General features: G+C 48.1%; 21 protein-coding genes. 16 read left to right on the plus strand and 5 right to left on the minus strand.

Going from position 1 to position 22,059, the window contains the following annotated elements; all coding sequences use genetic code 11:
* Nucleotides 1–138: 138 nt before the first annotated feature.
* The gene (locus DWX32_RS04315) at nt 139–1,347 is read right to left on the minus strand and encodes an aspartate kinase (RefSeq protein WP_118659318.1); all 1,209 of its coding nucleotides are present in this window, start codon (nt 1,345–1,347) and stop codon (nt 139–141) included.
* A gap of 245 nt (nt 1,348–1,592) precedes the next feature.
* On the opposite strand from DWX32_RS04315, the gene tsaE reads away from it, so the two are divergent.
* The 5 genes from tsaE to DWX32_RS04340 all read left to right on the plus strand — a co-directional run bounded on the left by tsaE (nt 1,593) and on the right by DWX32_RS04340 (nt 4,792).
* Nucleotides 1,593–2,012, plus strand: coding sequence for a tRNA (adenosine(37)-N6)-threonylcarbamoyltransferase complex ATPase subunit type 1 TsaE (gene tsaE / locus DWX32_RS04320; protein WP_022462246.1), 420 nt, complete (start codon nt 1,593–1,595; stop codon nt 2,010–2,012).
* Nucleotides 2,013–2,131: 119 nt separating this feature from the next.
* Nucleotides 2,132–2,884 carry a tRNA (adenosine(37)-N6)-threonylcarbamoyltransferase complex dimerization subunit type 1 TsaB gene (tsaB, locus tag DWX32_RS04325; RefSeq protein WP_118659319.1) on the plus strand — a complete coding sequence of 251 codons (753 nt, stop codon included), beginning with the start codon at nt 2,132–2,134 and terminating at the stop codon, nt 2,882–2,884.
* Nucleotides 2,881–3,336, plus strand: coding sequence for a ribosomal protein S18-alanine N-acetyltransferase (gene rimI, locus DWX32_RS04330; RefSeq protein ID WP_118659320.1), 456 nt, complete (start codon nt 2,881–2,883; stop codon nt 3,334–3,336). Before tsaB ends, rimI begins: the two co-directional genes overlap by 4 nt.
* 168 nt (nt 3,337–3,504) lie before the next feature.
* A complete protein-coding gene (locus tag DWX32_RS04335) occupies nt 3,505–3,747 on the plus strand; it encodes a hypothetical protein (RefSeq protein WP_022462249.1) in 243 nt (80 codons plus the stop codon).
* A gap of 46 nt (nt 3,748–3,793) precedes the next feature.
* On the plus strand, nt 3,794–4,792 hold the full coding sequence (locus DWX32_RS04340) for an alpha/beta fold hydrolase (RefSeq protein WP_118595005.1): 999 nt from the start codon (nt 3,794–3,796) through the stop codon (nt 4,790–4,792).
* Between the two features lie 74 nt (nt 4,793–4,866).
* Here DWX32_RS04340 and DWX32_RS04345 read toward each other — a convergent pair whose 3' ends face one another.
* Nucleotides 4,867–5,955 (minus strand): MFS transporter, encoded by a 1,089-nt coding sequence (locus DWX32_RS04345; RefSeq protein WP_118659321.1) that lies wholly within the window; start codon nt 5,953–5,955, stop codon nt 4,867–4,869.
* Between the two features lie 356 nt (nt 5,956–6,311).
* Between DWX32_RS04345 and DWX32_RS04350 the strand changes: the two genes are divergently transcribed.
* The 11 genes from DWX32_RS04350 (at nt 6,312) to DWX32_RS04405 (ending at nt 19,981) form a co-directional block, all read left to right on the plus strand.
* Complete coding sequence (locus tag DWX32_RS04350) at nt 6,312–7,448, plus strand: aldo/keto reductase (RefSeq protein ID WP_243036613.1); 1,137 nt, start codon at nt 6,312–6,314, stop codon at nt 7,446–7,448.
* Between the two features lie 390 nt (nt 7,449–7,838).
* A complete protein-coding gene (locus tag DWX32_RS04360; protein WP_118595001.1) occupies nt 7,839–8,795 on the plus strand; it encodes a substrate-binding domain-containing protein in 957 nt (318 codons plus the stop codon).
* A gap of 188 nt (nt 8,796–8,983) precedes the next feature.
* Nucleotides 8,984–9,838, plus strand: a complete 855-nt coding sequence (pstC, locus tag DWX32_RS04365; RefSeq protein ID WP_022462254.1) for a phosphate ABC transporter permease subunit PstC — start codon at nt 8,984–8,986, stop codon at nt 9,836–9,838.
* Entirely contained in the window at nt 9,828–10,730 is a 903-nt protein-coding gene (gene pstA / locus DWX32_RS04370; RefSeq protein ID WP_243036612.1) for a phosphate ABC transporter permease PstA, read from the plus strand. The genes pstC and pstA overlap by 11 nt, the downstream gene beginning before the upstream one ends.
* Nucleotides 10,731–10,750: 20 nt before the next feature.
* On the plus strand, nt 10,751–11,503 hold the full coding sequence (pstB, locus tag DWX32_RS04375) for a phosphate ABC transporter ATP-binding protein PstB (protein ID WP_022462256.1): 753 nt from the start codon (nt 10,751–10,753) through the stop codon (nt 11,501–11,503).
* 1 nt (nt 11,504) lies between these two features.
* Nucleotides 11,505–12,149: a phosphate signaling complex protein PhoU gene (gene phoU / locus DWX32_RS04380; protein WP_022462257.1), complete on the plus strand. Its 645-nt coding sequence runs from the start codon at nt 11,505–11,507 to the stop codon at nt 12,147–12,149.
* A gap of 3 nt (nt 12,150–12,152) precedes the next feature.
* Entirely contained in the window at nt 12,153–12,824 is a 672-nt protein-coding gene (locus DWX32_RS04385; protein WP_022462258.1) for a winged helix-turn-helix domain-containing protein, read from the plus strand.
* Between the two features lie 9 nt (nt 12,825–12,833).
* Nucleotides 12,834–14,492, plus strand: a complete 1,659-nt coding sequence (locus DWX32_RS04390) for an ATP-binding protein (RefSeq protein WP_117802079.1) — start codon at nt 12,834–12,836, stop codon at nt 14,490–14,492.
* Nucleotides 14,493–14,931: 439 nt separating this feature from the next.
* On the plus strand, nt 14,932–16,413 hold the full coding sequence (gene malQ / locus DWX32_RS04395; RefSeq protein WP_118659322.1) for a 4-alpha-glucanotransferase: 1,482 nt from the start codon (nt 14,932–14,934) through the stop codon (nt 16,411–16,413).
* A gap of 98 nt (nt 16,414–16,511) precedes the next feature.
* Nucleotides 16,512–17,546 carry a LacI family DNA-binding transcriptional regulator gene (locus DWX32_RS04400; RefSeq protein ID WP_117802081.1) on the plus strand — a complete coding sequence of 345 codons (1,035 nt, stop codon included), beginning with the start codon at nt 16,512–16,514 and terminating at the stop codon, nt 17,544–17,546.
* Nucleotides 17,547–17,716: 170 nt separating this feature from the next.
* Nucleotides 17,717–19,981 (plus strand): glycogen/starch/alpha-glucan phosphorylase, encoded by a 2,265-nt coding sequence (locus tag DWX32_RS04405; RefSeq protein WP_117760687.1) that lies wholly within the window; start codon nt 17,717–17,719, stop codon nt 19,979–19,981.
* Between the two features lie 73 nt (nt 19,982–20,054).
* Here DWX32_RS04405 and DWX32_RS04410 read toward each other — a convergent pair whose 3' ends face one another.
* From DWX32_RS04410 to DWX32_RS04420, 3 genes are read right to left on the minus strand one after another with little or no spacing between them, the layout of a single operon-like run.
* On the minus strand, nt 20,055–20,888 hold the full coding sequence (locus DWX32_RS04410) for a hypothetical protein (protein ID WP_117760689.1): 834 nt from the start codon (nt 20,886–20,888) through the stop codon (nt 20,055–20,057).
* Nucleotides 20,882–21,580 carry an ATP-binding cassette domain-containing protein gene (locus DWX32_RS04415; RefSeq protein WP_055227982.1) on the minus strand — a complete coding sequence of 233 codons (699 nt, stop codon included), beginning with the start codon at nt 21,578–21,580 and terminating at the stop codon, nt 20,882–20,884. Before DWX32_RS04415 ends, DWX32_RS04410 begins: the two co-directional genes overlap by 7 nt.
* A complete protein-coding gene (locus tag DWX32_RS04420) occupies nt 21,573–21,950 on the minus strand; it encodes a GntR family transcriptional regulator (RefSeq protein ID WP_022462266.1) in 378 nt (125 codons plus the stop codon). The genes DWX32_RS04415 and DWX32_RS04420 overlap by 8 nt, the downstream gene beginning before the upstream one ends.
* Between the last annotated feature and the right edge of the window lie 109 nt (nt 21,951–22,059).

A 22,059-nucleotide genomic window follows, 5' to 3' on the forward strand; every position in this document is an offset into this window, starting at 1 on the left:
CTCCTGATTTTTAAACGATTTCTTGATAAGACGTAAGCAGCCATTTTTCGAAGAAAAATGGGCGGATTACGAATGTTTTTGATGATTGCTGGAGTGCAAAGCACGCAGCAATCTGGTATCAAAGGGGTCCCCCCTTTTTCAGACACGCTCCAGGAATGTCTCATGGATCGCACGCATTGCCTGATCTGCGTATGCTTCGTCGATCAGGGCAGTGATGCGGATTTCTGAGGTGGTAATCATCTCGGTATTGATTCCTGCATTGGCGAGCGCGCCGAACATTTTGGCAGCCACGCCCGAATGGGAGCGGACACCGGCTCCGATGACGGAAATCTTTGCCACGTTCTCATCATAATCCAGCTTTTTGATGCCGAGCGAATCCTTATTGTCGTTCAGCACATCGATCGTGCGCAGCATATCCGGCTTTGCAACGGTAAAGGAAACGGACTTTGTGCCGTCCTTTCCGAGTGACTGGATCATGACATCGATGTTCAGATTGTTCCGATCCAGTAAATTTAAGAGGCGGAACGTGCTCTCCGGATCGTTGCCAAGGCCTGCAACACGGATTTTTGCCACATTTTTGTCGGCAGCCACGCCGCTGATTAACATTTTTTCCATTTTGGTTTTCTCCCTTACCATCGTTCCGGAATTCCGGTTCAGACTGGAGCAGACCAGAAGTTCCACGCCGTATTTTTTTGCGATTTCCACGCATCTGCTGTGAAGGACTTTTGCGCCGAGCGAAGCCATCTCCAGCATTTCATCGTAAGTTACCTCTTCCATTTTGCGCGCATTCGGTACAATCCGCGGATCTGCGGTGTAGACGCCGTCTACATCCGTGTAGATTTCACAGACATCCGCGTGCAGCTCTGCAGCGAGGGCAACCGCAGTCGTATCGGAGCCGCCGCGTCCGAGCGTTGTGATATCATCGTATTTGTTGATCCCCTGAAAGCCGGTGACAATGACAATTTTGTTGTCATCCAGCTCTTTACGGATGCGCTCGGTGTCGATCCGTTTGAAGCGCGCGTTCTGATAATCGGAGGTCGTGTGCATCGGTACCTGCCAGGCATTTAAAGAAACAGCACTGACGCCCATCTGAATCATGGTTATGGCCATCAGGGAAACGGAAACCTGTTCACCGGTGGCAAGAAGCATATCCATCTCGCGGCGGGACGGTTTTTCCGTAATCTGTTTTGCGGTTGCAATCAGTCCGTCCGTCGTTTTTCCCATCGCGGAGAGAACGACAACGACCTGGCCTCCGGCCTGCTGTTTTTCGATGCAGCGCTGTGCTACATTGCGGATGTGCGCAAGATCTGCGACGGAGCTTCCGCCAAATTTCATTACAGTCAGCATAACAGTTTTGATCTCTTTCCTTTTTGATTTACGCGGACAAAAGCGCAGAGCGTGTTTTACCGCGTTTTCCGGGCCGAAAAAACAGGAGTGGGACGTTTTTGGGCCGCGAAACTCTGATACATAGTATAGCGAAAACAGATAGAAAAAGCAAGGAAAAGCACAAGGAAAAGCGGTTTCGTTCTGCGGTTGTATTACCTTTTTGTTTGTGTTAAAATGATAGGCAGAAAAAGAGGAGAAGAAAGCATATGATCATAGAAACAAATTCTGCGTCGGAGACGCTTGCCCTTGGCGAAAAGCTGGGAAAAGCGGCGAAGCCTGGCCAGATTTATACATTAAACGGAGACCTTGGTGTTGGAAAAACCGTTCTGACGCAGGGCTTTGCAAAAGGACTTGGCATCACAGAGGCAGTCAACAGTCCCACATTTACCATTATTCAGGAATATACTGAAGGACGTCTGCCATTTTATCATTTCGATGTTTACCGGATCGGTGATATAGAAGAAATGGAAGAAATCGGATACGATGATTATTTTTTCGGTGAGGGTGTCTGCCTGATCGAATGGGCAGAACTGATTGAAGAGCTGATCCCGGAGGGTGCGATTTCGATTACGATAGAAAAAGACCTCGAAAAAGGGTTTGATTACCGGAAAATTACGGTGGAATAAAAGAAAAAAAATCCTGAATGTGGTGGAAAAACAAAAGGAAATCGTAAAGATTCCTGTTTCCGGCAGACTGCCAAAATGAGTTGCACAGGAAGGAAATATCGGAAAGGAAATAAAAAACTATGAAAATACTTGCACTGGACAGCTCCGGCCTGGTGGCTTCGGTGGCTGTTGTTGAAAATGACACACTGCTTGCGGAATACACCGTAAATTATAAAAAAACACATTCCCAGACTCTGCTTCCGATGCTGGATGAAATCTCGAACATGACAGAGCTGGATCTTTCGACGATCGATGCGATTGCAGTTGCCGGAGGTCCGGGCTCGTTTACCGGTCTTCGCATCGGTTCTGCAACAGCCAAGGGACTTGGTCTGGCACTTGAAAAACCACTGATTTCCATTCCAACGACGGCGGCAATCGCGTACAATATCTGGGATACTGACAAATTTGTCTGCCCGATCATGGATGCGAGAAGAAACCAGGTCTATACCGGAGTTTACTGCTACACGGATCATCGTCTCGATACGGTCTGGGAACAGGATACGATGAGCATTGAGGCACTGGCTGAGGGCCTGAATTGTCTTGACCATGAGGTTATTTTCCTGGGGGACGGCGTTGCGGTTTACCGGGAAAAATTGCAGGAGCTTCTTACAATTCCGTTTTCGTTTGCACCGGCGCACGTGAACCGCCAGAGAGCGGCCGCAGTCGCAGCACTGGCTGAGGTTTATTATAAAGAAGGAAAGATTCAGACGGCCGAGGAGCATGAGCCGGAATACCTGAGAAAATCGCAGGCGGAGCGTGAAAGAGCGGAGCGGGAATCCATCAAACACGCCGATGTGCTGAAAAAACAGAAAAACGGAGAGAAGAGCGAATGATCACAATCCGGGAAATGCAGATCGACGATCTGGAGCAGGTGATGCCGATTGAGGAGGCAAATTTTTCGATTCCGTGGACAGAAACCGGATTTTTTACCTTTCTGATCCGTGACGACGCACTGTTTCTCGTTGCGGAGGAGGACGGCGAAATTTTAGGATATCTCGGAATTCTGATTTCGTTTGATGAGAGCGAGATTACGAATGTCTGCGTGGCAGAAAAGGCGAGACGGCGCGGAATCGGACGCGCGCTGATGGAGGAACTGTTCCATCGGATGCAGGAGAGAAAGGTGCGCGTGATTCATCTGGATGTGCGCCTTAGCAATACGCCGGCGCGGAATCTGTATGAGAGTCTTGGCTTTGTGCAGGACGGCCTCAGGAAGGGGTACTACGATCTTCCGAAGGAGGATGCGGTGCTGATGAGCCGGACGGATGAATCGGTTCCGAAGAGGTAGAGAGAAATTGTTATTGTATACGCATTTAACGCACAGGACTTTCCTTTCATTCCCAGTAGGAATGGCGGGAAAGATGTGTTACAATCGACAGGACACAGGAGAATCTGATTTCTGTTTTGTGTCAGGAACGAAGAAAGAAACGTTTTTTGATACACGGGAGGAAGAAAAATGCGGAAATACAACAAAAACACAAATGAGCTGGAAGCGGCGGTGTGTAACTGCTGCGGAAAAAGCATGAAAATACAGAATGGAATGCTGCTGGAGGGGATCTGCTCGGTCGACACGACGTGGGGGTACTTTTCCGGGAAGGACCTGGAAAAGCATGAGTTTGATCTGTGCGAGGAGTGCTACGATCGGATTACATTGTCGTTTGCGGTTCCACCGGAAATTTCGGAGGACACGGAGGTTTAGAATTTCGGGCAGTTCGGCATCGTTCTGGAAGAAAGGGGAAGGTGCAATGCAAAGAGGTTTTACGATTCAGTCGAAGGTGGATGGACTGATGCTTGACGGGCTTGTGGTGGAGCCGGAGGAGGGCGTACAGCGGACGGCGCTTCTGCAGCTCAGCCATGGAATGAGCGAATACAAGGAGCGGTATCTGCCGTTTATGGAGTTTATGGCGGAACACGGTGTAGTGTGTGTGATTCATGATCACCGCGGGCACGGAAAGAGTGTGAAGTCGGAGCAGGATCTCGGATTTATGTACGGCGCAGGCGGCGCAGGGCTTGTGGAGGATCTGTTTCAGGTTACGGTATGGGCAAAAAAAGAGTACCCGGATCTGCCGTTTATTCTGATGGGACACAGTATGGGATCCCTGGTTGTGCGCACGTATGCGAAGGAGCATGATAGGGAGCTGGATGCGTTGATTGTGTGTGGTTCACCGAGCAAGAATTATCTGCGGCCGCTGGGTGCGGCTGTAGGACACGCAGAAGCGGCGGTGCTCGGGGATGAGCATCGGAGCAATCTTCTGGAGGCGATGTCGTTTGGATCGTTTGCGGCGCGGTTTGCGGATGAGAAGAGCCGGTTCGCCTGGTGCTGTTCGGACCCGGAGGTGGTGCGGGAGTATGAAGAAAACCCACTCTGTGGCTTTACGTTTTCGGATGATGCTTTTTTTGCGCTGAATGACCTGCTGAAGGAGACGTATGGATTCCATGGATGGCATTGCACAAACCGGAAGCTGCCGGTGCTGTTTTTGTCCGGCGGGGATGATCCGTGTTATGTGAATGTGCGGCGCTTTAAAAAATCCATTGACCATATGCGGCTGATCGGGTACCGCAATGTCAGAGGAAAGCTGTATCCGGGAATGCGGCATGAAATACTGAATGAGAAAGAGAAGTACCGCGTGTATGGCGATGTCTGGAAGTGGTTGAAGAAAGAAAAAGTGGTGGGGAATGTGGAGGGGGGAAGCACACCCCCGCAGACCCCGGACGGCGCTCTGGCAGGGAGCGGCGGTGTTTGATCATTTTTTGAAAAAAACGCTCATCAGCAAAAAACTGATGAGCGTTTTTTTCAATGTAAGTAAATTTTTGACGATCACATGATCCATCCAAATACGGTGGAAAGGACGATCATAATCATAGAAAAGACAAACGAGTTCACCGACATCAGCGTCGCCCGCTGCCTGGACGGGATCATGTCATTGAGCAGAATATCGGTCCGGACTTCAAGAAAATCATCGGAAAAGGATCCGATAAATCCGCCGAAGACCATAAGGGCCGGCAGTCCGGTAAAGCTCATAAGAAAGGCGAAAAGTACACCGATCGTGCCAAACAGCAGAATCGCGCGGTAGCGGTATTTGTGAAAGTATGCCGTCATCCGCGATCCCAGTGCCGCGCCGAGTCCCATCACGAAGAGGGCAGGTCCAAGCAGCGCGCTGTTCATGCCGGTGAGTGGCAGCTTCGCCTGTAAAAAGAAGAGAACCAGCGTAGAAACGGCACCGATGAGTGCGTTCACCAGCATAATATTTCTTGCTTTTTTCTCACAGACAAGAAACTGCCAGCTTTCCTGTACAACCGAAACGATTTCCTGTCCAACAGGATAATGGACTGGTGTTTCGTCCGTTTTTATTTCCACAAGGTGGAATGAAACGCCAAGCGCAATCAGCCCGAAGAAGAGATCAATCGCATATGCGCGTCGGTATCCCAGCCACAGGGCAAGACCTGCGCAGAGCGTTGCGGTGGAATTGGTGATACGGTACAGCATCATTTCAGTAGAAGAAAAACGGGCATAAAATCCTTCGTTCCCGTTCTGCTTCAGACTGTCATACGCAAGTGCCTCCCGTGTGCCGGATGCAAGGTTATAGCTGAGCGCACTGCATCCGAGAGCAAGCGCCGTTGTGGCAAAGCCGGTGGAAAAAATCATCAGCGTACCGGAAATCAGGGAGGCTATCTGACTTGCAATCAGCGTTTTCCGCCGCCCGAAGACATCGGCGACAATACCGGAGGGGAGTTCAAAGCAGAGGCTCACGATATGGAAAATACTTTCGAGCATCCCGATCTGCAACAGCGAAAATCCGCGGAGTGCGAGCAGTGCAATCCACGAAGCCGCCGCAATCTGAAAATAGCCGACCGTGGTCATAAGATATAAAGTTCGTATTTGTTTTCTGATAGTTTTCTCAGACATAAAAAAATCTCCTTGTCAAAATATAGTAAAATTTTGATTGGGAGATATGTGCGTTTTCTATAGAATTTTAAGAACTCAAAAAGTGAAGTTTACTTAAAAAAGAGCGCACTATCCCCATAAACAGCTGAAACATCGCCATTTGTGAGGTGAAGAAACTGGTTTTTCCAGATCATAGTGCTACTCCTTTTGTAATCATAATTTTTTATCAGAATACCACCGGAAACGGAAAAAGTCAAAGAAAAATTTTGACGAAAATAAAAAAAACTATTGACTTTCAAGTATACTTTAATGCTACAATTTTCTCAACAATACTGAGGAAACGAAGGTTTTCCGCGGAAAAGAAAGGGGATTTTATCATGAGTGTAGATGTAACAAAAATGCCGAAATTAGGATTTGGCATGATGCGCCTTCCGGAGAAGGACGGAAAACTGGATCTGGAGCAGATCTGTAAAATGGTCGATGCGTACCTTGCCTCCGGAATGAACTATTTTGACACCGCCTATATGTACTGCGGCGGAAAATCGGAGAGTATCGTGAAAAAAGCGCTGGTAGAGCGTCATCCGAGAGAAAGTTTTACTCTGACGACAAAACTCCCGCAGTGGATGATGGACGAGGGCATCGAAGGTCGTGACCGCATTTTCAACGATCAGCTCGCGCGCACCGGAGCAGGCTACTTTGATTATTACCTGCTGCATAGCGTAGAAGACGGCGCAAACTATGAAGGCTATGTGAAATACGACTGTTTCAACTGGGCCAAGAAGAAAAAAGAAGAGGGATTGATCAAACACTTTGGTTTCTCCTTCCACGGAACGCCGGAGCTGCTTGACAAGATTCTCTCCGAGCATCCGGAGGTCGAAATTGTCCAGATCCAGATGAACTATGCTGACTGGGACAATCCGCTGATCCAGTCCGGACGTCTGTATGAGGTGCTTCGGAAATACGATATGCCGTTCCTTGTTATGGAGCCGGTAAAGGGCGGTTCCCTTGCATCAGCAGGCAAAGAGATTGAAGCAGAGATGAAACGCGTTCATCCGGATGCATCAATTGCGTCCTGGGCACTCCGCTTTGCGGCTTCTCTCCCGGGTGTTGCAACCGTGCTCTCCGGTATGTCAAACGAGGAACAGATGGAGGATAATATCAAAACCTTCCGAAATTTTGTACCGTTAAATGAGGAAGAAAAAGCAGTGATCGCCAAAGCACAGGAAGCGCTGAAAAAGAGTCCGGCAGTTCCATGTACCGCCTGTCGTTACTGTTGCGACGGATGTCCGATGGGAATCGCGATTCCAGATGTATTCAAGGCATTGAATACCATCCGCCTGTATGGAGAAGAAGACCGCGCGAAAAATTATTATAAAAAGCTGCTGGAAACATCGGGAAAAGCAGAAGACTGCGTGCAGTGCGGTCAGTGTGAGAGTGTATGCCCGCAGCATCTGCCGATCATTGACCTGTTAAAAGAAGCGTCCGAAAAGCTTGACGTGCCGGTGACGGAATAAGAGGATTGCGAATATCCGCTTTTGCATATGCTTTAGAAAAAGGCTCCCCGGAATACTCTGAAAAAAGAGTATTCCGGGGAGCCTTTTTTTCTATGGGAAATCTTGTTGGAATTTCCTGCGGAGAAAAAGATCCTTTGGGCAGGATTGCACTGCGCGGAAAAAATGTGCCACTTGCGAGAGATGTGACGGAGCGGTTTACGACCGGAAAAATGGAATGTAAAAAAGAAAAAACTCATGTTTTACATAAACTTAACATCTCTGAGATTTTGCATTTTACACGCCGTTGTTATGATGAAACCTGTAAAAACGAAATGTAAAAAACGTCGGGATTGCGATTTTACAAAATAGAAATCACAAAAATCCCGTGTGAAAAGAGGAGAAAAGAATATTATGAAGAGAAAAGTAATTGCAATCACCTTAACCGCAATGATGGCTGCAGGAATGTTTGCAGGATGTGGAAGCAGCGACAGCAGCAGTTCTTCCACAGCAGACACTACAAAAGAGGCTTCTGCAGCAGAGACAGATGGCAGCACAGACGGTGACAGCACCGCAGCAGGCGGAGATTTCTCCGGACAGATCAGCGTGATCTCCCGTGAGGATGGTTCTGGTACCAGAGGTGCATTCATCGAGCTGTTCGGTGTAGAAGAGAAAAACGATGCAGGTGAGAAAGTAGACAACACCACCGTTGATGCACAGATCACCAACAATACTTCCGTTATGATGAGCACAGTGGCAGGTAACCAGTACGCAATCGGTTATATCTCTCTTGGATCCTTAAATGATGAAGTCAAAGCACTGAAAATCGACGGAGCAGAGGCAAGCGCAGAGAACGTAGAAAACGGTTCCTATAAAGTAAGCCGTCCGTTCAACATTGTAACAAAAGACGGTCTTTCCGCAGATGCGCAGGATTTCATGGACTACATCTTAAGCACCGACGGACAGCAGGTTGTTTCAGATGACGGATATATTGCAATCAAAGATACCAAAGCCTACGAAGGAAACTGCAGCGGTGAAAAGGTTGTGGTAGCAGGATCTTCCTCTGTAACACCACTGATGGAAAAATTAAAAGAGGCTTATACAAAAGTAAATTCAAACGCTAACATCGAAGTACAGCAGAGCGATTCCACAACAGGTATCACTTCCGCAAGCGACGGTCTCTGCGACATCGGTATGGCATCCCGTGACTTAAAGGATGAGGAGAAATCCTCAGGGCTTACCGCAACCGTAATCGCAACCGACGGTATTGCTGTCATTGTAAACAAAGAGAACCCGACCGACGGGCTGACCAGCGATCAGGTAAAGAGCATCTATGTTGGCGACACAACCGACTGGGCAGATGTAAAATAAAGAATGTATAAAGCAATGGAAAAAGAAGTAAGGGCGAACAATGGAAAATCGCTCTTACTTCCGTATCCGAAAATGTTCAGAAAAAGAAGCTGTCTTTCGGAACGTGCTTGAAAAAGCAGTTCGTAAGAAAAAACGAAAGTCTTTTTCAAACACGCTCCGCGAAACAATGAAAGGAAAGGATTTATCTTATGAAACTAAGAGAAACGATCATGAAACTTGTATTCCTGATTGCGGCATGCTGCTCCGTACTGGCTGTTGCACTGATCTGCATTTTCCTGTTCATGAATGGCGTTCCTGCCATTTTTAAAATCGGACCGCTGAAATTTTTGACCGGTACCGTGTGGAAACCGGGAAACAACATTTTCGGTATCCTGCCGATGATTGTCGGCAGTATCTGCGTGACCGGCCTTGCAATCCTGATGGGTGTGCCGGTTGCCATTCTTACTTCGGTGTTTCTTTCCCGTTACTGTCCGAAAAAGTTTTACGGCATCTGCAAATCAGGTATTAACCTGATGGCCGGTATTCCGTCTATCGTATATGGATTTTTCGGACTGGTTGTGATCGTCCCGTTGATGGCACAGCTGACAGGCAAAAACGGAAACACAATGCTGACGGCATCTATTCTTCTGGCCGTTATGATTCTTCCGACCGTGGTCGGTGTAACAGAATCCGCCATTACAAGCGTTCCGGAATCCTACTATGAAGCAAGCCTTGGCCTTGGTGCAACGCATTCCCAGAGCGTTTTCTTTGCAGTTGTCCCGGCGGCAAAATCCGGAATCCTGGCCGGCATCGTTCTTGGCATCGGACGCGCCATCGGAGAGACGATGGCAGTGATTATGATTGCCGGAAACCAACCTCGTATGCCAAAAGGAATCACAGAAGGCCTTCGTACCATGACAGCCAATATTGTACTGGAGATGGGATATGCATCCGGACTTCACCGGGAAGCGCTGATTGCAACGGGTGTTGTGCTGTTTGTCTTTATCCTGCTGATCAATTTATCGGTGTCTATGCTGAACCGGAGGGTACATTATGGTGATTAAAGGAAATGGAGCTGTAAATACAATGGAAGCTGTAAAAATAAATACAAAAGAAAAAGAAAGAACAAAGGTTACGTATCACAAAAGTGTTTTTTCCTCCGTGCTGACCGGAATTACCTGGGGAGCAGCTATTCTTGCACTTGCCGTTCTGGTTTTCCTGGTTGGATTCATTCTGATTCGTGGCGTGAAAAACCTGACACTGGAGCAGTTTGCCTGGACCTATAATACAGAGAATGTTACGATGCTTCCGGCGATCATCAACACTGTTACGATGACAGTACTTTCCCTGCTGCTTGCTGCGCCCCTCGGCATTTTCTCGGCGATTTATCTGGTTGAATATGCCAATAAACGCGGAAAACTGGTTGGCCTGATCCGGATTACGGCAGAGACCCTTTCCGGTATTCCGTCGATCGTTTACGGTTTGTTTGGTATGCTGTTTTTTACGAAAACCCTGAAAATGGGATACTCGATGATGTCCGGTGCCTGTACCCTTGCCATCATGATTCTTCCGCTGATTATGCGAACAGCAGAAGAAGCCTTAAAATCGGTTCCGGATTCTTATCGGGAAGCAAGCTTTGGATTGGGAGCCGGAAAGCTTCGTACGATTTTTAAAATTGTTCTTCCATCTGCCGTACCCGGCATTCTTTCCGGTGTCATTCTTGCGACAGGCCGTGTCGTAGGAGAGACGGCAGCACTTCTTTTCACAGCAGGAACGATTGCAAAGGTGGCAGGCCTTATGGATTCCGGCCGTACCCTTGCCGTTCATATGTATGCACTTTCCAGTGAAGGCCTCTATATGAATCAGATGTATGCAACCGGCGTCATCCTGATGCTGATCGTCCTTCTGATCAATGGCTGTTCCGGAATGATTGCGAAGAAAATTGTAAAGAAATAAAAGAGAGACGAGGAAAAAACATGAGTAAAATAGATGTATCCAATATGGATCTTTATTACGGAGACTTTCATGCCTTAAAAAATATCAATCTGAGCATTGATGCCAATGAGGTGACGGCTTTTATCGGACCTTCCGGCTGTGGTAAATCGACCCTGTTAAAATCCATCAACAGAATGAATGATCTCGTTCCGGGCTGCCGGATCACCGGTGAAATGTTGCTGGACGGAGAAAACATCTACGGCGGGAAAATGGATGTCAACGGACTCCGCAAACGGGTCGGTATGGTATTTCAGAAGCCAAATCCATTCCCGATGAGCATTTACGACAACATCGCCTACGGACCGAGAACTCATGGTGTCCGTTCCAAAGCGAAGCTGGATGACATTGTGGAACAGTCTCTTCGACAGGCAGCAATCTGGGATGAGGTGAAAGATCGTTTGAAGAAAAGCGCACTTGGCATGTCCGGCGGACAGCAGCAGCGTCTTTGCATTGCGCGTGCCCTTGCTGTACAGCCGGAGGTTCTTCTGATGGACGAACCAACCTCAGCACTGGATCCGATTTCTACTTCCAAAATCGAAGATCTTGCGGTAGAACTGAAAAAAGATTATACTATTGTCATGGTAACACACAATATGCAGCAGGCAGCCAGAATTTCCGACAAAACCGCATTTTTCCTGTTAGGCGAGGTAGTAGAATACGGAGAGACCGAACAGATCTTCTCCATGCCGAAGGATAAACGGACAGAGGATTACATTACAGGGAGGTTTGGCTGATATGAGGGAAAGATTTGAGCAGCAGATGGAAATTCTGCACACGGAGCTGATTGAGCTTGGCGCACTCTGCGAGCAGGCAATCGGACGGACATATGAGGTTCTGCTGGAGGGAAACCAGAGAGCGGCAGAAGAGATTATCAAAAAAGACCAGGTTGTCGATGCGAAAGAACGGGAGATCGAGGATCTCTGCTTCCGCATCATTTTACAGCAGCAGCCGGTAGCACGTGATCTGCGCCAGGTATCTGCGGCATTAAAAATGATTACCGATATGGAGCGGATCGGAGACCAGGCAGCGGATATTGCGGATATCGTAAAAGTAACGAGTCTTGGTGTGCCGGATGCAAGCATCCGTCTGAAGGATATGGCGAAAGCAACAGCTTCTATGGTAACAAAATGCATCGATGCATACGTTAAGCAGGATCTGAAGCTTGCACGGGAGGTTATCGATTTCGATGATATCGTGGATGATCTTTTTGATGAGGTCAAGGATGAAATTCTGCAGGGTATGCGAAAGGGAATTACCACAGATGTCCAGTCTCTGGACTATCTGATGATTGCAAAATATTATGAAAGAATCGGTGACCATGCAACAAACATTGCGGAATGGGTTGTGTACTCCATTAACGGTCACCATAAAGGGGAATAACAGATGATCTACTGCGTGGAAGATGAAAGAAATATACGGGAACTGATCGTATACACACTGGAATCGAGCGGTTTTACCGCAAGAGGCCTGGAAAGCGGAAAAGAGCTGAATGCAGCTATTGCAGAACAGCTTCCGGATCTGATTCTCCTGGATATCATGCTTCCGGGAGAGGATGGTCTTGAAATTCTTTCACGCCTCAAGGCATCGGAAGTAACAAAAGAAATTCCGGTCATTATGGTAACGGCAAAGGGCGCTGAGTATGATAAGGTCATGGGCCTGGACTGCGGAGCCGATGACTATATTACCAAGCCGTTCGGCATGATGGAATTTATCGCAAGGGTACGTGCCGTGCTGCGCCGTGCCGGAAAAGAAGAGAAGGAAAACGATGTGCTGGAGACCGGGGATCTGCAGATCCAGGTAAAGCAGCATCAGGTTCTGGCCAAAGGGGAGAAGGTTACTCTGACCTTAAAAGAGTTTGAACTGCTGAAATTTTTAATGGAAAATAAAGGAATTGTCCTTACGAGAGACCGTCTGCTCGGCCATGTCTGGGGCTATGATTTTGACGGAGAAACCCGTACGGTAGACGTTCATGTGCGTACACTCCGCCAGAAGCTGGGCGAATGCGGCGAGCTGATCGAGACGGTCCGCGGCGTGGGATACCGGATAGGAGGCTGAGAAAGTAAGATGCGTAAAAAAGTCTTTCAACATGCGGGAGCGTTGATTATCGCTGCGATTATCCTGACTTTTTTCACCATGAGCTGGGCAATGTACAACAATACGGCGGAGCAGCTTCGTGTTTCGGTGAGAAATGAATGTGAGTATTACAGGTATTTTCTGGACAAGATGGGTGATGACAGTCTGGATAAACCGGCCGGCAAGATTACGGCAAGCCGGGTTACCCTGATTGACACGGACGGAACCGTTCTGTTTGATTCGGTCGAGGATGCGAAGATGATGGGAAACCATTCTGGGCGGCCGGAGGTGATTGAGGCGGAAAAGACCGGGGAAAGCAATATTTCCCGTTATTCCGAGACCCTGCGGAGCAAAACATATTATACGGCATTGCGCCTGGACAATGGAAAAATCATCCGTGTTTCCCTGACAACAGACAGTGTGTTCGGTGTGATGCTGCGGAATATATGGCTTGTGGCTGTGCTGATTGCGGCAGTTCTTGTCGTAGAGCTGATGATGGTCAGTCATATGACAAAGGCGCTTGTAAAGCCGATCAATGAGATTGATCTGAATCATCCGCTGGACAACAAAGCGTATGAGGAATTGAGTCCGCTGCTTGGCAGAATTCATCAGCAGCAGAAGCAGATTCAGCAGCAGATGGAGGAGCTCCGCCATAATCAGGAGGAGTATCTTGCCATCACGGAATATATGAAGGATGGTCTGATCGTGACAAACCAGTCGGTTGTACTCTCCATCAACCGCTCGGCACAGAATTTGTTTGATGTGACGGCAGAGGAGTGCATCAATCACAATATTGTGACAGTCAGCCGCAATGAGCAGCTGAAGGAGGCGCTGGATCATGCTCTGGAGGGCAGTTCCGAGGAGCGGATGCTGGAATTAAACGGAAGAGTCTATCAGCTTCTTGCTAATCCGGTGCGTGTGGACAATGTTGTATCCGGTGCGGTCATCCTGGTGCTGGATGTGACAGAAAAACAGAAAGCGGAGGTGATGCGCCGTGAGTTTTCTGCCAATGTGTCACATGAGCTGAAAACACCACTGATGTCAATTTCCGGATATGCGGAGATCATAGAAAATAACATGGTGAAACCGGAGGATATTCCAAAATTTGCGGGAAGAATCCACAGTGAGGCGAGCAGGTTAAGCTCTCTTGTCGAGGATATTATCAAGCTGTCCAGACTGGACGAGAACGACCAGTCGATCCCGATGGAGGAAGTGGATCTGATGCAGATCTGCCGTGATGTCGAGGGACATCTTTCCATACGGGCAAAGGAGCAGCAGGTGAAGATGACACTGAGAGGAGAGAGCTGCCGGATCAAAGGTGCACGGCAGGTTCTTTATGAGATGATCTACAATCTCTGCGACAATGCGATCAAGTACAACCGCAGGGACGGTGAGGTCGAAGTGACGGTTTCCCGCGGAAGAAACGGACGGGCAGTGGTATCTGTGGCAGATACCGGAATCGGAATTGCAAAGGAAGATCAGGAGCGGATCTTTGAACGGTTCTATCGTGTAGATAAGAGTCATTCCCGTGAAACGGGAGGTACGGGACTTGGACTTTCCATTGTGAAGCATGGAGCGATTCTTCATGATGCGAAGATTAAAATTGAGAGTACACTTGGAACTGGAACAAAGATAATTCTGGAGTTTTAAGTGAAAAACAGATACCGCAAAAGACAGCATGCGGGGACAGAACCTATATGGGAGGCTTGAAAAATTCATGATTTTTAAGTGACCAAAGCGGTTCCGTCCCCGCATGCTGTCTTTTTATGTATGGCTTTGCATCGTTACAAAAATGCAAATTCGTTGTTTTGAATAAACAGAGTATTCAATATTTGGTAAATATGATAAGGGGGTTGGGGGTTGTTTTTTGATGCAGAGTATGGTATTGTAAATATAACGAGTTCCGGAAACGTTACCGACACCGTTTCCGGAAATGCAGACGAGATACCGACAGCCCTGTTTTTACGAAACAAAATGAGCTGGTTAGAAGGGCTGTATAAGTTACAATTTGCTGCGTATCCGTGAACAGGAATTATGTATTTGTGGGGTCGGATGGATAGAAAAAACGACAAGGAGAAAGGGTTTAAAAATGAGAGCAAGTGGTATTTTACTTCCGGTAGCTTCGCTGCCGTCCCGATATGGTATCGGATGTTTTTCGAAAGAAGCGTATGAATTTGTGGATCGCCTGGAGGAGGCCGGCCAGAGCTACTGGCAGATTCTTCCACTTGGACCGACGGGATATGGAGATTCGCCGTACCAGTCGTTCTCTACTTTTGCAGGAAATCCATATTTTATTGATCTGGAGACCCTGGTAAAAGAGGGACTTCTGACAGAAGAAGAGTGTGATGCGTGCGATTTCGGCGACAATGCAGAGTATATTGATTACGAAAAGATTTATCTGTCCCGTTTCAAAGTACTCAGAAAAGCATTTGAAAGATTTGCGGCAGATGACGTATATGATGCATTTGTATCGGAAAATGGTTACTGGCTGGAAGATTATGCGCTGTATATGGCGATTAAGGATGCACTCGGCGGAATCAGCTGGAGTGAGTGGCCGGCAGAATTAAAGGACAGAGAAGAAGCAGCACTGAATCAGAAACGGGAAGAACTTGCCGAGGAGATTGCATTTTACAAATTCCAGCAGTTTATGTTCCTGAAACAGTGGAAAGCACTGAAGGCATACGCAAATGAAAAGGGTATCCGTATCATCGGTGATATTCCGATTTATGTTGCATTTGACAGTGCCGATACCTGGGCAAATCCGGTTCTGTTCCAGTTTGATGAGGACAACCAGCCAAAAGCAGTTGCCGGATGCCCGCCGGATGCGTTCTCCGCAACCGGACAGCTCTGGGGCAACCCGTTATACAAATGGGACTATCATAAGAGCACAGGTTATGCATGGTGGCTGTTACGTCTGGCTCACGTGTTTAAACTGTACGATACTGTCCGCATCGACCATTTCCGCGGATTTGATGAATATTATTCCATCCCGTTCGGTGATCAGACGGCAGAGCGCGGCCACTGGGAAAAAGGACCGGGCATGGATCTGTTCAACACCGTCAAAGAAAAGCTCGGCGATGTGGATGTCATCGCAGAAGACCTGGGATATCTTACCGAGAGCGTGATCGAAATGGTGAAAGAATCCGGCTATCCGGGTATGAAGGTGCTGCAGTTTGCTTTTGACTCCCGTGAGGAGAGTGATTATCTGCCGCACAATTACGAGAGAAACTGTGTTGTCTACACCGGAACACACGACAATGATACCATTCTTGGATGGTATTATGTCATGAGTGAGGAAGACCGCGAATTCTCCAAAGAGTATATGGGAAATGCAAAGAGTACCGACGAGGAACTCCCGTGGGATTTCATTCGCATGTCAATGGAGAGCGTGGCAAATCTGGCTGTCACTCCGATGCAGGAATTTTTAGGTCTTGGAACGGAAGCGAGAATTAACTATCCGTCTACACTTGGAAATAACTGGAAATGGCGCCTGCTTCCGGGACAGTTTACACCGGAAATGGCAAAGAGAATTCACCGGCTGACACAGATTACAGCACGTATTGCAAAATAAAAATACGCGCCGGAGAGAAAGCAAAACAGGCCGGGAAAACAAGCCGGAAGAGATTCCGGCAGAACAGGTACAGAGTTTAAAGGAGAGGCCTGCAGAATATGGAACAGGTAACAATCAGGGACATTGCCCGCAAATGTAAGGTAGGCGTGAGTACTGTATCGAGAGCGATGAATAATCATCCGGACATCAACCCGGAAACAAAAGAGATGATTTTAAAGGTGATTGCCGAATCGAATTACGTACCGAACAACAGTGCCAGAAATCTGAAGCGGTCGAATGCCAAAGCGATTGCCATTCTGGTAAAAGGCATGGACAACATGTTCTTCAACAACATGATCAGTGTGATTGAAGAGGTTGTGCGAAAAAAGAAATACGCCTGCATTATTGAGCGAGTAGAGGAAAAGGCAAATGAGGTAGACTCCGCGATCGAGATCGTCAAAGAAAAACGGCTGCGCGGCATCATTTTCCTCGGCGGAAACTTTACGCATCCGCATGAGAAAATGGCGCAGATCCCGGTTCCGTACGTGATCAGTACAATCGGGGCGGTTTCAGACGGAGGAAAACCGTGCGCGAGCGTATCGGTCGATGACTACAGGGAAAGCTATAAGATGGTAGATTATCTCTGTGGTCTCGGGCACCGGCGCATTGCCATCATTACCGCCTGCGAGGACGACATCAGTATCGGACGCCTCCGTCTGAATGCGTACCGCCAGGCTTTACTGGATCATGGGATACCTTATGACCCTGATCTGGTATTTCATATGACGAAGGACGACACGTATTCTTTCGCCACAGGGTACAAGATAACAAAAGAAATTCTGGAAAAAAAGACGGAGTTTTCCGCGCTGTATGCCACCGCGGATACGCTGGCAATCGGTGCGTGCCGTGCCTTAAAAGAGGCCGGGCTTACCGTGCCGGATGATATTTCCGTTGCAGGATTTGACGGAATTGATGCGGGAGAGTATTATATACCCAGTATCACAACGATCCGCCAGCCGGTGGAGCAGCTTGCTGCAGAGACGGCAAAGATGCTGTTTTCCTTAATTTCAGGAAAAGAAGAACCCTGCAGCAAAGTATACGATGGGGAACTCGTCGTAAGGGAATCCACAAAGTCGCGGATCGCGCAGCAGTAAAACCCTTGCAGTTTCGCTGCCGCAAAAAAGTGATTCAGAAGTGAACCGTCCCATTCAGGGAAAAGCTTTGAATGGAACTGTGAAAGCTGCCGATCGCAGAAAATCTGGAACGGCAGCGCAACCAAATTACACTGTGGGAATCTTCCACAGCAACACGAGGAGAAAAAAGAATGGAAGAAAGAATTCAGGCAATCTTAAAAGAGCGTTTTGGAAGAGATCTGGACAACTGCACAAAGAGCGAAATCTTTGAAGCCCTGATGGTTATCACCAAACAGGAGATGGCAGGTCGTAAAAGAAACACCGGAAATAAGAAGCTGTATTATATTTCAGCAGAGTTTCTGATCGGAAAACTGCTGTCCAACAACCTGATCAACCTTGGTATGTACGAGGAAGTAGAAAAAGCACTCGCTACTCACGGAAGAGAACTGACGGAGATCGAGGAGATGGAGATGGAGCCGTCCCTTGGAAACGGAGGCCTTGGCCGTCTGGCAGCATGCTTCCTTGATTCCATCGCAACACTTGGATTGCCGGGAGACGGTATCGGCCTTAATTATCACTTCGGTCTGTTCCGCCAGCTTCTGGTCGACCACAAACAGAAAGAAGTGAAAAATCCATGGATCACAAATGAGAGCTGGCTCGTCAGACAGCCGGTATCCTTTGCAGTTCCGTATAAAAACTTCACGATGCATTCTACGCTGTATGATATCGACGTACCGGGTTACAACAATGGCTGTAACCGTCTGCATCTGTTCGATGTAGACACGGTAGATGAGAGCATCGTTCCATCAGACAGCATCAACTTTGACAAGCATCAGATCCAGAAAAACCTGACACTGTTCCTCTACCCGGATGACAGCGACCGTGCCGGACAGCTGCTTCGTATCTACCAGCAGTATTTCATGGTCAGCAACGGTGCACAGTTCATCCTGATGGAGTGCGAGCAGAAGGGCTACGATCTGCATAAGCTGTATGATCACGTTGTGATCCAGATCAACGATACCCATCCGTCCATGGTCATTCCGGAGCTGATCCGTCTGCTGCAGGAGAGAGGCTTTACCATGCAGGAAGCCATCGATGTTGTAAGCAAGACCTGTGCTTACACCAACCACACCATCCTGGCAGAGGCACTGGAAAAATGGCCGATCGATTACCTCGAGGAGGTTGTTCCGCACCTGATGCCGATTATCCACGAGCTGGACGCACAGGCAAAGAAGAAATACAAAGATGAGAAAGTAGCGATCATCGACAAGGATCAGCGCGTCCACATGGCACACATGGATATCCACTACGGATTTTCTGTTAACGGCGTTGCAGCACTGCACACCGAGATCCTGAAAAACTCCGAGCTGAAACCGTTCTATGATATTTATCCGGAGAAATTCAACAACAAGACAAACGGAATCACTTTCCGCCGCTGGCTGCTGCACTGCAACCGTGAACTGGCACAGTATATTGAGAGCCTGATCGGACCGGGATTCAAAAAAGATGCCGACGAGCTGGAAAAACTGCTTAAATACAAAGACAACAAGAAGGTTCTTGCAAAACTTGAGGAGATCAAACACAACCGCAAACTGGATCTCAAACAGTTCCTGTATGAGACACAGAATATCGCGCTGGATGAAAATTCCATCATCGACGTACAGGTAAAACGTCTTCATGAGTACAAACGCCAGCAGATGAACGCCCTGTACGCTATTTACAAATACATGGATATCAAGAGCGGCAACAAGCCGAAAACCCCGATCACCATGGTATTCGGTGCAAAGGCTGCACCGGCTTATATCATCGCAAAAGATATCATCCATCTGATCCTGTGCCTGCAGGAGCTGATTGATAACGATCCTGAGGTAAGCCCGTACTTCAAAGTGATTATGCTTGAGAACTACAACGTATCAAAAGCTGCAAAGGTGATCCCGGCAGCAGATATCTCCGAGCAGATCTCCCTGGCATCCAAAGAGGCTTCCGGAACCGGAAACATGAAATTCATGCTGAACGGTGCCCTGACGCTTGGAACAGAAGACGGTGCAAACGTTGAGATTGGCGATCTTGTCGGAAAAGAGAACATCTACATCTTCGGAAAGAAACCGCAGGATGTCATCGACCTGTACGCAGATGCTGCTTACTGCTCAAAAGACATCTATGACGAAGATCCGGAGATTGCAAAGCTGGTTGATTTCATCGTCAGCGATGAGCTTCTTGCTATCGGCGACAAGGTTTGCCTGGAGAGACTCTACAAAGAGATCTTGAACAAAGACTGGTTCATGACGCTGCTCGACCTGAAAGAGTACATCAAGACAAAAGAAAGAGTATACAAAGACTACGAGAACAAAGATGCATGGAACAAGAAGTGCCTGATCAACATCGCAAAAGCAGGCTTCTTCTCCTCCGACCGTACCATTGCACAGTACAACGAGGATATCTGGCATCTGGCATAAGTGCAGAACATGCATACAAAACGCCGCCGCAGACGATTCGGTTCGTCCGCGGCGGCGTTTTTTAATGCAATTTTTATGAAAGATTCAGCCGTCTGCTTAAGATATAGCGGCAGATCAGGAACAGAACAACGCAGAGCACCACGGTGATGATAAGGGTGGAAACCGAGGATGTGGTAACCACAGCAGTCGGTGTGGAGTCCTGGAAAACACGGACGATGCTGATTCCGCCGAAGATCTGGATCACGGTAGTCATGCCGATGTAAGAGAGGACAGCCGTCAGAATTTTGTGGCTGGATACCAGGCTTCCGATGCTGATGGCGGCATAGAACAGAAGAATGCCAAAGAACAGCGAAGCGAAGAAGCCAACGATGGAAAACAGTGCCATACCGATGTGGTTCGTGATGCCGATCAGGGAAAAAGCAGCATCGGCAACACCGGTAATCTGTGCCCAGAGATAGGACAGAAAATCGGAAAAGGTCATGGTCTTGTTGTAAAAAAGCAGGGTGTTTGCGGTAAAATACCGGATTGCGGACGGCAGAAGCAAAAAAGCGAAGGAAGCGAGAACGGAAAGTGCGTTTAAGATGCTCCATGCGCCGAAAACCAGCATTTTGGAGAGAATATGATCCGTTGCCGATACCGGAAGGACGTTGGTCAGATACCCTTCGTCGGTAAAAAGATTTTTATAGTAGCGCTGGATCATCAGCACCTGTGTCATGACGGATGCGGCGATCACAATCAAAACGTATGCAAACAGATAGAGGACGATCAGCAGATCCGGCAGCTCAGAAATCTGGGAAAAGAGGAATCCGAAGCCTCCGAGAGCGCCCATGAAAATGGCGGCACCGTTCAGCAGCGCCATGTTTTTCCAGCATGCTTTCCACTCATGTTTCAGACATTTTTTTAACATTTGAATACCTCCCTGAAATAAGAATCAATCGATTCACCCTCCTGCATCCGGATATCCTCAACCGAGGCGTGCAGTTTTAACTGGCCCTCCTGGATAAAGATGACCTCATCGAGAATATTTTCGACATCGGAAATCAGATGTGTTGAGATGAGGATGGATGCGTCTGGTTCGTAGTTGTTTAAAATCGTAGATAAAATGTAATCGCGTGCTGCCGGATCGACGCCTGCAATCGGCTCGTCGAGGCAGTAGAGCTTTGCGCGGCGGCTCATCGTGAGGATGAGCTGGACTTTCTCTTTCGTTCCCTTCGACATCGTTTTCAAACGGTCCTTCGGGCTGATTTTTAAGGATTCCAGCATGGCATTGGCGCGGGACATGTCAAAGTCCTCAAAGAAATCGCTGTAATACGTTAAAAGATCCGAGACGCGCATCCAGCTGCCGAGATACATTTTATCCGGCAGATAGGAGACGATCCGTTTTGTCTCAATACCGGGATGATTTCCGGCGATGAGGACTTCACCCTCACTCGGGGTCAGCAGTCCGTTCAGCAGCTTTAAGAGCGTCGTCTTTCCGCTTCCGTTGGGCCCCAGCAGTCCGATAATTTTCCCGGAATCCAGGGAAAGGTTGAGATGATCGAGCGCGGTGTGGTTTCCGAAGCGCTTCGTCAGGTCTTTACACGTTACAAGTTCACTCATGATTTTCTTCCTCCTCAATCGTTTCGGCAAGTAGCTGCCGGATTTCCTCCGGGGTTATGCCGAGCTGTTTCATGTGGGCAACAAAAGCAGATACTTCTGCGGCGGCAAGTTCTTTTTTCATCTGATGAATCAACTCCTTATCTTCGGTAATAAAGCGTCCGCTGGTCCGCTGGGAATAGATCAGTCCGCTGCGTTCCAGTTCGGAAAGCGCTTTCTGCATTGTGTTCGGGTTGACGGCGGCCTCCTGCGCGAGATCGCGGACGGACGGAAGCTTATCGCCCGGCTGATAGCGCCCGGTGATGATGTCCATCTGTACCCGCTCGATGATCTGCAGATAGATCGGCCGCGAGGAATCAAGATTCCATGGCATATGGCATTCACTCCTTTTGTACTACTGTATTAATTTGATAGTACAATCATACAATCGCTTTATGGATTTGTCAAGAAAATTAAGAAAAAATTTTAGATTTAGAGGTTAA

It is taken from the genome of Blautia sp. AF19-13LB (assembly GCF_003479105.1).
GTDB classification, from domain to species: Bacteria; Bacillota; Clostridia; order Lachnospirales; family Lachnospiraceae; genus Fusicatenibacter; species Fusicatenibacter saccharivorans.